This is a genomic window from Okeania sp. SIO1H4, from assembly GCF_010672695.1.
Taxonomy (GTDB): domain Bacteria; phylum Cyanobacteriota; class Cyanobacteriia; order Cyanobacteriales; family Microcoleaceae; genus Okeania; species Okeania hirsuta.
In genome coordinates this window covers 1-12,300 of sequence record NZ_JAAHGB010000004.1, presented here as the reverse complement: position 1 = coordinate 12,300, position 12,300 = coordinate 1, and the positions used below count along the sequence as shown (strand labels likewise).

8 protein-coding genes are annotated in these 12,300 nt (G+C 35.8%); 4 read left to right on the top strand and 4 right to left on the bottom strand.

The genetic code is table 11. The features are described 5' to 3' along the window. Nucleotides 1-614: 614 nt before the first annotated feature. On the bottom strand, nt 615-1,733 hold the full coding sequence (locus F6K06_RS02385) for a RuBisCO accumulation factor 1 (protein WP_287239446.1): 1,119 nt from the start codon (nt 1,731-1,733) through the stop codon (nt 615-617). 700 nt (nt 1,734-2,433) lie between these two features. Here F6K06_RS02385 and F6K06_RS02380 point away from each other — a divergent pair. The 4 genes from F6K06_RS02380 to F6K06_RS02365 all read left to right on the top strand — a co-directional run bounded on the left by F6K06_RS02380 (nt 2,434) and on the right by F6K06_RS02365 (nt 6,131). Then, nucleotides 2,434-3,372, top strand: a complete 939-nt coding sequence (locus F6K06_RS02380; protein WP_287239445.1) for a response regulator — start codon at nt 2,434-2,436, stop codon at nt 3,370-3,372. Nucleotides 3,373-3,562: 190 nt separating this feature from the next. Then, nucleotides 3,563-4,279, top strand: coding sequence for a bifunctional demethylmenaquinone methyltransferase/2-methoxy-6-polyprenyl-1,4-benzoquinol methylase UbiE (gene ubiE, locus F6K06_RS02375; RefSeq protein WP_124154398.1), 717 nt, complete (start codon nt 3,563-3,565; stop codon nt 4,277-4,279). 68 nt (nt 4,280-4,347) lie between these two features. Continuing rightward, complete coding sequence (locus F6K06_RS02370; RefSeq protein WP_124145081.1) at nt 4,348-5,574, top strand: DUF445 domain-containing protein; 1,227 nt, start codon at nt 4,348-4,350, stop codon at nt 5,572-5,574. Nucleotides 5,575-5,834: 260 nt separating this feature from the next. Beyond that, nucleotides 5,835-6,131: a DUF3493 domain-containing protein gene (locus F6K06_RS02365; RefSeq protein WP_124145082.1), complete on the top strand. Its 297-nt coding sequence runs from the start codon at nt 5,835-5,837 to the stop codon at nt 6,129-6,131. 509 nt (nt 6,132-6,640) lie between these two features. Here F6K06_RS02365 and F6K06_RS02360 read toward each other — a convergent pair. The 3 genes from F6K06_RS02360 to F6K06_RS02350 form a co-directional block, all read right to left on the bottom strand. Next, on the bottom strand, nt 6,641-6,871 hold the full coding sequence (locus tag F6K06_RS02360) for a hypothetical protein (protein ID WP_192901126.1): 231 nt from the start codon (nt 6,869-6,871) through the stop codon (nt 6,641-6,643). A gap of 816 nt (nt 6,872-7,687) precedes the next feature. Beyond that, nucleotides 7,688-10,810 (bottom strand): translation initiation factor IF-2, encoded by a 3,123-nt coding sequence (gene infB, locus F6K06_RS02355; protein ID WP_287239440.1) that lies wholly within the window; start codon nt 10,808-10,810, stop codon nt 7,688-7,690. Nucleotides 10,811-11,650: 840 nt separating this feature from the next. Beyond that, nucleotides 11,651-11,947 carry a YlxR family protein gene (locus F6K06_RS02350; protein ID WP_353734922.1) on the bottom strand — a complete coding sequence of 99 codons (297 nt, stop codon included), beginning with the start codon at nt 11,945-11,947 and terminating at the stop codon, nt 11,651-11,653. Nucleotides 11,948-12,300: the final 353 nt, after the last annotated feature.

Below are 12,300 nucleotides of genomic sequence, written 5' to 3'. Positions count from 1 at the left end.
ACCGGACATGATATTAATCTGTATTTTCTGCCTTAAGTAGAGTAGAATAAAAAGTTTTCTCGCGCGCAGATATTGTAAATATCGGGACTTTAGCCAAAAACATCTGAAAAATACTATCAAAAGTTTACTTATGAAAAGTTTAACGTCAAATCAGCTTGTTTTTGATAGGTGTAGCTTTTAACTATTTTACCCTTTTGATGTATTTTCCTTGCTCTGTCTGTATAATTTTCAGCTATTTTTGTCCTCAAAAATATCAAAGTCTCGATATTTAACCTTTTTTTCTACTCTTCTAGAACCCTTATATAGTCATTCTGAATAAGACTGGAACACTTTTTTAGCTGAAACTCTTTCCAGGTAAGAAACCCTTGTCTCAATCTTAACTGGAATAACTATAGTATCTTTGCAGGTGGTATGTGCTTTTGGCATAGAAGTAGAGGTGAATGGCAGCTTCCCCCCCTACAGAATTCAGGAAATTCAGAAATAGAATAGGGGAAAAAGCGGATGCGACCCCGCGACGGTTAGTCGCATCTGGTAGCGCACCAAGGAAGTAGAGAAATACTCCCCACTCCCCTACTCCCCTACTCCCCTACTTCCCAATTCCTTTCAGTGAATTATTATTCCTCAAATTGCAAAAGGTCTTTCACAAATTCTTGATCGAGAATCTTTTTGGGTCTTAATACTAGCAAAACCCGCCCAAGTAAAGGTATATTAGGTAATTCATCAAAGCACTGCATCTCTATTTTCCCAGCTTGGTCTACGATAAAATAACCATCCTCATGCCATTCACGTTGAGACCTATCAATAATTAACAAAACTTCCTCAGTTGCTCCTGGTATTGGAGTAGGCAAGCGATCGCTATTTTCAATCACTGCTACAGGATCTTCTGCTTGCATGACAACTCGCCATCCAGGTATCCCTACCCAAGCACCTGTTCCACCAGAAAACTTTACTATTCCATGAGACCCCACCTCCTCAACTATAGGGACAGCTTTTAAATCTTCCGTGTTCAGGGGTAATTTTCCCACTACTGGTAAAATACGGGGCAATTCTTCTTCTGACTCCATTCGATAAATTGGCAGACGGGGTGCTGGTCTCTGAGAAACAATAGTAAAATCAGTTAGTAACTTTTCAAGTTGTTTTCTAGCTGTTTGAGAATTAGCTAATTTAAGACCTTTAGCAATGAGGCGAGACCGTTGTTGTAAGTCATTTTGCTGCCTAGCTAGTTTCCAACATTGATAAGCTACTATATCTCCAGGGCGATCGGAAAATCCTTCTGGGATAGTTCTCATCCGAGCAAAATCCTTAATGGCCTTTGCTAAGTCTTTAGCATCATCAACATCAAGATTATGCTCAACTATAAACTCAGTTGCTATAACTCTTTGCTCTTGAGTTAAAATTCTCAATTCGTAAAGAATATCACTTCCCGATCTCTCAAAGCGCGATAAAAAATCTGTTCCACTTTGCGACTGTACATTTTTTGCGGTTTTGGCATTGACAATACTTGTATATACTTGAGAACCTACTATCACCTGATTTTGTTGTACAGGTTCAAATCCTGTTGCTTCAAATATTTGCTGAGAAGTATATCCAGCTTTTTGTAGTTTGGCACAAGCTTGTCCCCACTCTACCCAATTACTTTCTTTGCGACGTAGCAAACCAATTAAGTTTTCTATCTCTACTGGGTTTGTTGATTTTTCTTGAGAGTTGGGGGAATTTTCTGGTGTTTCGATCATAGTTGAGGGCGCACTTTTTTTATTTAAAATGAATGGATAAGCCTTTGACCATGCTACCTAAAAATATATCAGCTACGGATATAAGGCCATAAGTTAATTTATTTCTGAGATATAACACCAAAAATCAAGTGGAATAATTTTTGGCTATACAAGGTTTCGGTTGAATATTGACAACTTCTAAGATAGATGGTTGTTAGATGATACCAATTGACTTTTAAATATGTCACAAATAGTTTCAAACTTGAAATGTGAAATAATTTCCTGAAATTACTGTAAACTCAAACTTATGAGCTGATAAAATCTTACTTTTGACTTTTGACTTTTGACTGTCTTGAGTGCGTCTTACATTCTCAGGGGGCCTCAGAATTACGCACTCGCTTTTTACTTCCGTGAAATGGTATAAAGTAGTATTTCATAAATAATGACTATTCCCAAAACAACACCACAATCTGTTAATATTATGGCACTTGGTGGACATTAAACAAATTGCTTCTAATGAGAGTTGGGCTTTTCTTATGCCTGGCCTAGTTAAGACTGGATAAGATAATAAAATTAACAGGAAACTCTTAAGCATCCAATCACATCAGCTTTCCGTTTCACCTATCCTTGGCATCAATAAGTATTAAAAGTTTGGGGAAGATGTCGAAAATTGAATTAGTATTATGTTATTTTCGGGTTACAATTGCGGAGGTTTGTTTTAATGGAAGCAATTCCTCAACAGTTAGATAGCATAAAAAGCCAACTGATGATCTTAACTAGAAGAAAAAAGCCTAAAATGCTAGTGGTAGATGATGAACCAGATAACTTGGACTTGCTCTACCGCACCTTCAGACGAGATTTTAGCGTACTAAAAGCTGAAAGTGGTATTCAGGCTTTGGAAATTTTGGCATCAGAGGGAGAGGTGGCTGTCATTATCTCCGATCAACGAATGCCAGAAATGAAGGGTACAGAATTTTTAAGTAAAACATTGCCCCAATTTCCTAATACTATCAGAATTATTCTCACAGGATTTACTGATATTGAAGATTTGGTGGAAGCAATTAATTCTGGACAAGTACATAAGTATATTACTAAGCCTTGGAACCCCAAGGAACTAAAAGGAGTTGTACAAAAGGCAGCACATACTTATGAACTTTTGAATCAACGTACTGAAGAATTGCTAAAAGCTCAAAATCAATTGGAATTGTTGAACAATGTGGTTAATATCTCTCAAAATTCTGACAGAATAGAGCAAGCTTTAGAGGACATTGCATCTGTCTATAGAGAGGCTTTTTCTTGTGATGTATGTATTTTGCAATTGATTGAGGATAATGGTCTAACTTCAATTCAAGGGGTTAGTAGTAATTTGGGTAAGGTGGACAATTGGTTGGTTAATGACCCTCTGGCAATTGAAGCGATCGCTTCTCAAAAGTTACAAGTTGTGATGGATGTATCAGAAGATATTGATCTTTCTAATGTGGCAAATTATCAAATTTCAGGAATAAAGACTCATATTGTCATTCCAATTTCCTATCGGCAAAAACTTGTGGCCTTGATATCCTTACAATGGCAACAACCAAGCAAAATACGTCCAGAAGAACTTGATACGATTAATATCTGTACTCAACTACTGTCATTGGCTTTGAATAGTTTTGCATAGCTTCAGGCATACTATAAGCTTTACTTATAAATAATTAGGTAGGCCAAATATTTGTATTCCAATAAATTTATGTTCCTAGCTCCGCTTCTCTCTAACGACTCTACTAAAGTGGAACACATAATCTCTATACTTAGCATAGCTGCCTGCTGTCATTAACCAAAAGTCTCCATAACTTAAACTTACTATAAAAATGAAAACTACTACTTATGATTATAATTCCACAGAAGTTCAGGCCATATTTAACAGAATTGCCCCAGTTTATGACCAACTTAATGATGCACTAAGTCTGGGACTACATAAAATCTGGAAGCAAATGGCTGTAATGTGGAGTGAAGCTAATGATGGCAATACCTGCTTGGATTTATGTTGTGGTAGTGGAGATTTGGCTTGGATGCTGGCCAAATATGCGGGTAGTCAAGGTATAGTGTATGGAGTAGACTTTTCTGTACAACAATTGGCGATCGCTCGTAACCGCAAATCAACTTTATTTGGTCAGGTTAGTCCTATTAATTGGGTAGAAGCAGATGCCTTGAATTTACCCTTTGCAGATAATTATTTCGATTGTGCTACAATGGGATATGGTTTGCGTAATGTCTTGGATATTCCTCATTGTTTACAAGAGTTATATCGAGTCCTCAAGCCCAATTCTAAGGCAGCCATTCTCGATATGCACCGTCCTAGTGCTTCTTTAGTCAGAAGTTTTCAACAGTGGTATCTGGATAAAGTAGTAGTTCCTGTGGCTGGTAATTTGGAGCTAACTCAGGAATACGCCTATATTAGTCCAAGTCTGACAAAATTTCCCACTGGGGTAGAGCAAGTACTAATAGCACATCAAGCCGGATTTGTCAATGCAAAACATTACCCTATTGCTGGGGGTATGATGGGAATATTAGTAATTACAAAATAATTTTTCAACTGATAATCTTATAATTGTTATTAGTCTTGTCAAAAGTAGATAGTCTGAAATAATTAAAGTTGTCTAATATCTGGCTTTATTTTGTACCACCAATCGCAGGTGGAATTATTGGGTATTTCACTAATGATATAGCGATTAAAATGCTATTTCGCCCTTATCGTCCTTACTATGCTTTTGGGCAAAAGCTACCCTTTACTCCTGGATTAATTCCTGCGAACCAAGAACGTTTAGCAAAGCGAGTTGCTGATACTATAATGGGTTCTTTGTTAACTCCTTCAGAGTTGCAGAATTTAGCACGTCGTTTGTTGCAAACGGAGCGAATGGAGGCAGCTATTCTTTGGCTGTTACAAATGTCCTTAGAACAATTTAAAATCGATACAAGTAAGAAAACTGCTAAAATTCTAGCAAATATTCTACGGGATCTATTAGGTCAATCTTTGCCAAGACTTCTCAAAGTTTGGGCAAAAAAAGAAGATTTTTTGGAAGCTCAACTCAACCAAATTTTTGACCAAGTCTTGCTAGAGTTTCAACTAACAGAAATGCAGGCAACTCAACTATCAGATTGGTTGCTTAAAATTGTACTACCACCAGATATATTAAGGCAGACTTTAATTGATTTTCTCACAGATCAAAATATTTCAATTATTGATGAAGATTTTCGCGAAAAAGCTAGTGGTACTTATTGGGTAGTAGCTAATTTGTTTGGGTTGCGTAATACTTTGATTAGATTAAGAACTTTCTGTTTAGATGATAAAGAATTAACTAATCAGCGTTTAAAAGAATTAATCAGAGCATTAGGTGTTAGAGAAAGAATTCAGGAATGGTTACAAAATCTTTCCATGCAAAATTTACCTGTTTCTACGGTACGCCAGTTAAGAAATACAATGGGTGATAGTGTACGTCTATACTTGCAAGAACGTGGTGCTGATTTAATTCAAGGTTTAAGTTTATCTATAGATTGGGAGCATATTGCCGATTTAATTATTAATCGCTTACAAGCTTCATCAATAATGAATAGTTCTCTAGAGTTGGTGAGTCAAGAATTAGCTTTGGTTTTAGAACGCTATTTAGAACGGGATTTAGAAAATATTGTGGCTCAAGCAATTCCAATTTTAAACATTGACCAAGTAATTATTGACCGCGTTAAGGGTACTTCTCCTGAAGAATTGGAAGTTGCTGTTAATGTAATTGTCAAAAATGAGTTGCAAGCTATTGTTAATTTGGGGGGTGTTTTAGGTGTTGTGGTTGGTTTATTTCAGACAATATTGTTGTTGCTACAAAGGTAAGTTCAAAATTATTGTTAATGTTTTTAATATATAGGTTTTTATTCATTGAATAAGTTGTAAATATTTGGCTGGAATTGATTAGTTTTTGTAAATATTAACTACTAATTATTAACTAATAAGTAGTTAGGCACGAAAAAACCAAAGTATGTAATGAACAGTAAAGTTGCTCAAAAACTTCTGATATTTCGCCCCCTGCCTGATCGTCACTATAATTTTTAATACTGACCTACTTACTTCTTCAAGTTTGTATCTAAAATACTATGTCAACTCCAAAGTCAAATAATAATTCCTCTCAAACTAAACTTAGCCCAGAAAAATATGCTCGCCTCAAAGGTGAACTGGATGCACCTTATCGAGGACTACGGCAATTTATATATATAGCTTTCGGAGCTTCTGGTTTCACCGGAGCTTTTATTTTTTTAGCAAAAATTATTGCAGGCCAAAATATTGCTTCTACTTTACCTAATTTTGCTTTACAAGTCGGAATTGTCATCCTGATGATTTTCCTATTTCGTTTGGAGCAAAAGGCCAGTAATCGATCCTCTTCGTCTAAGTAACAAAAGTTTAAACTTTGTAATGTGGATATATATTTGGCCATAAAAATACAAAAAAATAAAGAAAATATTACGAAATCCTTGATCCCTGTCAAGTTGTTGTTAAATAGTAAATGACTATAAATTGAGGTCAGCTAAAAATAAAGACCTTAAATATTTAAGTTGGGTCAGCTAAGATAAAGACCCTAAATATAAAAAACCCTTTTTAAAAGCAAAACGCCTACTTCTAAATATATTAGGATTAGGCGTTTTGTAATTTGAGTTGTTTTCAGAATTATGGTATAGCAGAAGGAAGAAGGAAAAATCTTACGTTGTCTGAATTTTAAGCTTTTAATTTTTCCTAGCCTTTCCTTAGACTGCTATAGAACTAGAATACTTTTTGTGATGGTATAAGATCAAGTTAAATCTTACTATCTGTTTCCTGTCTGTAAGAGTAATGAAACCTTGTCTCTTATCAAGTAGAAAACTACTGTAAAAAATGAACAAGAAGATTTGTAATATAGACTACTGTTTTAATAAGCTAGTGTTTCTAAAGTTTCCCGTAAATATATACTAACTTGCCGATCTAAGGATATATTTTGCTGCTGACCTTCATTAATCTTACGCTCTAATTGCCATCTCTGAAAACCTGAACTTACAGCGATCGCTTGCTTCAAACTATCCCACATTCTAGATTCTGATTCATTTTTTGTAATTACTTTGGCTGAATTATTATTCCAAGAGGTAACATTAAATTTATTCATAATACTTACCTGAGTTAGTGATAAAGTTACTGAGATTTACAGCTTCTACTTCTTTAAAGATAGCTCACTATTCATAAACCAGGTATTAGTATGACTATATATGTCATCAAATCTTGACTTGTAGATATCATCTTTGGCATTGCTGAATCAAGTTATGAAAATAAAAACTGAAGAATCTCAAATATTTATCATTCAATAGTTTAGCAATCGCAAAAAAATACAAATATCAAATCCGGTTAAACAGTTATAGATTGGTTAAGTAAGGAGGAGTCAGGAGTCAGGAGTCAGGAGGAGAGAGAATCACTTTGATGAGCGTAGTTATGACGATTGAAGAATTTTTTTATGTCCAATTAAACGGATTTGATATCATACCCACGCATCAGCAACGTCCCATCTTTAATTTATTCAAACATTAAGATAGGTAGGTATTAAACCTACCTATTTCTCAAATTATTTGCTAGTAATATCATGTCTCATGAAACAACTGTAATAAACATTGCTTCTCCTAACCCGTAGAGATATTGCATAAAAAGTCCCTATATGTGAGTTAATTAATGTGACTTGATATAACTCTCTTTTGTAACTCTCCTAAAACTATTGTAATTTCTAAACTCTAGAGCTTTTGTATATCAGATGATCGCCAGCTTTTTTCTTCCTAGAAATTCCAGATAGCTGTTAAATAGCTGTTAAATTGCCAAAATTAGATCGTCAAACTTTGTATTTCTTGTTATAGCTCCTTTCGGTGGAAGTTCAAATCATAGAAAAAACCGGAGAGTAACAAAAGAGGGATATTACTTCTGCCTGATAATGAGTATTTTAAATAGACAGTTTCCGGCGCTTAGTTACCATTTGGTAGCCTTCAACTATATCACCTTCAGCCCAATCACTAAAGTTGTCTAAGCTAATGCCACATTCATAACCTGCGTTGACTTCTTTTACATCATCCTTGATACGCCTTAGCGAGTCCAGTACACCTTGGTGAATAACTTCTCCTTTGCGACGTATTCGCACCTTACAATTACGGATAACTTTGCCAGAAAGCACATAGCAACCTGCAACAGCACCACGATTAATCGTAAACACAGCACGTACTTCTACTTCACCTAACGGTTCCTCTACTAGCTCAGGGTCTAATAGACCTTCCATTGCCCCTTGAACATCATCCAACAGTTTGTATATGACGTTGTACTCCCGCACATCTACTCCTGCCGCATCCGCTGCTTGACGTGCTCCTGATGCCATCGTTGTATTAAAGCCAATAATCACAGCTTCACTAGCAGCTGCTAAGTCAATATCTGTTTCTGTCACTTCTCCAGCTCCAGAGAATAATAGCCTTAGTTGGACTTCTTTTTGAGGTAGTTGTCGCAGAGCTGCAACAATAGCCTCAACAGAACCTTGAACATCTGCTTTCAGTATCAAGTTTAGTTCTTTGAGGTCTCCTGCTTGGGCACGAGCTGAAACAGCACCAAGAGTTGTCCTACGCATAATCCGAGATTCTCTTTGAGCATCTGCTCTATCTGTAGCAATTGATGAAGCATCTTTTTCATTTTCAAACACATCAAACTCATCGCCAGCTTGAGGCACGTCTCTGAGACCAAGAACTTCTACTGCAAAAGATGGACTTGCTTTTTCCACCCGGTCGCCTCGGTCATCAATCATTGCCCGCACTTTTCCGTAGACAGAGCCAGCAACTACAATATCTCCTACTCTCAAAGTCCCATTCTGTACTAACAAACTAGCTACTGGTCCTCTAGCTTTATCCAAGTGAGCTTCAATTATGGTGCCTTTGGCCAAACGTTCTGGGTTGGCTTGCAAGTCTTCTACCTCGGACACTAAAAGAATCATTTCTAGTAAGCTATCCAGATTCTGTTTCTTGATCGCACTAACTGGAACCATAATAGCGTCACCACCCCATTCTTCAGGAACTAAGCCATGTTCCATCAATTCTTGCTTAACACGATCTGGGTTAGCTTCTTCCTTATCAACCTTGTTAATTGCTACTATAAGTGGTACTCCCGCAGCTTTCGCATGGCTGATAGCTTCTATGGTTTGTGGTTGTACACCATCATCTGCTGCTACAACTAGCACTGCGACATCTGTAACTCTTGTTCCTCTAGCTCGCATTGCAGTGAAAGCTTCGTGACCAGGAGTATCTAAGAATACTACTTGTTGCATCTTACCTTCATGTTCAACATCAACATGATAAGCTCCAATATGTTGAGTAATACCGCCTGCTTCCCCTGCTGCTACTTTAGTTGCACGGATTGAGTCTAGAAGACTGGTTTTTCCATGATCGACGTGCCCCATAATTGTTACTACTGGTGGACGACGTTCCAGTTTTTCTAGATCGGCATCTTCTAGCATTTCAGTGGTTTTCTTCGCTGCTGATTCTTCTTCTAGGGCTTCTACAGGAATTCCTTCTTCTTCTGCTACCATTTCTATGGTGGCAATATCTAAGCTTTCTGTAATGTTGACTGCTATGCCTTTCATAAACAGTCTTTTAATAATCTCTGTTTCTGATACTGCCAAAGCTGTTGCTAATTCTTGAACTGTCATGCTCGAATTAATTACTAGCTTTTCTAAAGGTTGAGCTTCAACAGATTGATTTTGTTCAGCAATTTCAGACTTGACAGGTTGCTGTGATTTACTAGATTTCTTTTTGATGCTGGGAGCGTTGTTACCAGAATTGGATTTAGTTTTGCCAGGACTACTGTTTGGTTTTGGTGGGCGAGCTAAAGATAAGCTCATTGTCACTGGTTCTGGCTTATTTAAAAGTTCTTCTAAATCTTCATCATCTTCTTCTAGGAGTGGTTTTGGACGAAGACGTTTAGCTTTTGCACTAGCTTTAGCATTTTTCTGAGCAATTTCGCTTGAATCTTCTTCTTCTTCTTCCCAAGTTGGACCTTTCTTTAATTTTGCAGATGGAGGCTTACTTGGAGATATTATTTTTCTTCTTGGTTTTTCTACCTCATTATTATAATCTAATTCTATTACTTTTTCTTCTGGCTCTTTTTCTTCTGTTATATCTAAATCAATATCTGTATCTTTTGGAGAATCAACTGATATTTTTAGTCTCGGTTTTGGTGCAAGTTGAGGTTTTTGTAATTCTTGAACTTGCTTTGGTTTAACCGTAGGTCTATCTCGATGTTTTTGCTTTGACTGACTTGAGGTTTCAGGGCTGAGAATAGGTGGTCTTACACTTTCTTTTTGAGAAGTATCTTTGTTTTCCTTTTTATTAACAATTGCAGGCTTTTGAGAAGGTTTTTCTTCTCTATCTTTTCTTTTTTTACCTTCCTGCTTTGTTTTTTTATTTTTTTGATTAGGCTTTGTTATGGAGGGACTTTGTAGATTTCGATTTATGCTAGGAGGTGCTGGTCTTACAGGTGGTCTTACTAACTGGGGAACTTCTGTGACAGTTTTTTCTAATGATCTGTCTGGAGCTATATCTGTAGACTTTTTATCTACTGCTGATACAGATTTACCTTTTTCTCCCTCTAGCTTTAGGGACAGGTTGGGCCTTGGTTTACTGAGAGGTTGAATTTGCCGATCTAATGCTTCCGGTGCTGGAGGTTTTGGAGGAGTTGCCACTAATTGAACGTTATTATTATGGGTTTGGGTTTGATTTTTAAGTTTAGCTCTTTCTTCCAATGGTTTTGGTCTTGGTTTGCGTATTTCTAATATCTGCTGTTTTTTACCCTCGTTATGATTAAAAGTTGACTCTTGATTTTGAGAGTTACTTTTTTCTGGAACAGCAGACCTACTGGGAGAGTGGGGTAAGCTTTCTGCCGTTTTGCGGATTAGTTCTGCTTCTGGTTCTGTAATAGTACTGCTGTGACTCTTCACAGATATGTTGAGCTGTTCACAAACTGCTAATATATCTTTGTTATCCAAATTCAATTCCTTTGATAATTCGTAAATTCTTACTTTTCCGTTGTTCATCCACTCTACCCTCTCTTTTACAAATCTATAATTTTACATTGTTATAATGTTGATTTTACGACTACACTACAATCATACTAGTTTTAGGCTCAGTTTAGCTACTTAAAAGCTTTTTTTTTATTTTTACTGCTTTCAGTTTATGAATTGTTTAGCTACTGTCTAGATTAAGTTTATATTTTACTTAAAACCCATCACTATTTAGATTGGAGAAATGAGTATTTCAGAGTAGTTCCCTGAAAGTCTACTTGCTCCATTTATTAACTAGACTTGATTTTTTGGGATAGGTTAAAAATTATACATATAAGTTAAATTTTTAAGCAATTTTATTAATTGCAATTTCACAATTTCAGTTTGTGATTTTTTATACATATAATCTTTATGGTACTTGAGTCAAGGGTTTGACTTTTATAGATATATAGATATATTGATTTCAATCATAGTTGAAGTTTACTATTTATTAATTGCAATTTCACAATTTCAGTTTGTGATTTTTTATACATATAATCTTTGTGGTACTTGAGTCAAGGGTTTGACTTTTATAGATATATTGATTTCAATCATAGTTTAAGTTTCCTAAGACATTTATTGCCCTCGGAATATCTATCTTAGCAGGATTTATAATTTTTCTGTGGTCTCAATGCTGTCTTAAGCTGTTCAGCTATCTAAAATTAAAATGCACCATAGCTCAGTAACTTATAGGTATATATTAATTTAGAAATGAAATATCTAACTGCTAGAGAAGATACACAAAATTAGTTGTGGTATTCGATTTATTTAGTAATTCAGAGTTAATTTGTGGATAATGCAAATATTATTCTGTTGTACAACTATTTTCAGCGATCATTTTTTGGATGAAGAATTTTTCAATCTTTGCCATAATGCTTGATATATTTCTGGTGATACATGGGTTTTAAGTGAACGGCTTAATTTATTCTTTTTACGAGCAATTTGAAAACATTCTGTTTGTGGACAAATGTAAGCTGAGCGTCCTTCTCCTTCATCTAATCTAATGGTAGAAGATTTTTTAATACGAATAACTCGCCAAAAATCTTCTTTAGGAGCAAGTTTTTTACAGCTAACACACCGACGGTAATTTGGCTTCATTTTTACTTTTTCGTTGATTAAAACTTTACTCAATTACTTTTTGTTTTTTTCAAAATAAATTGGCAAATATTAACCAATATATTTATAGATATTTTCCCTAATGTTTTTACTGAAAATTTTGATTTTCTCATACTTCAAAATTCCAATTAAAGTTATAAAAATCATTCACTTTACTCTTCATTAAATCCCATTGATTAATTAAAAATAATGACATTGTGCTGAAAACCTCTAATTTTGATATCTGCCATTGAAGAAGGATACAGGAGACAGGAGACAGGAGACAGGAGGAAAATTACATGGGGATAGTCAACGACCTGCCGCTCCGCGTCTACGCTCCCCCAAGTAATGCGTGAACACCCCCGTTGACGGTGGGGTATTAAACCCAC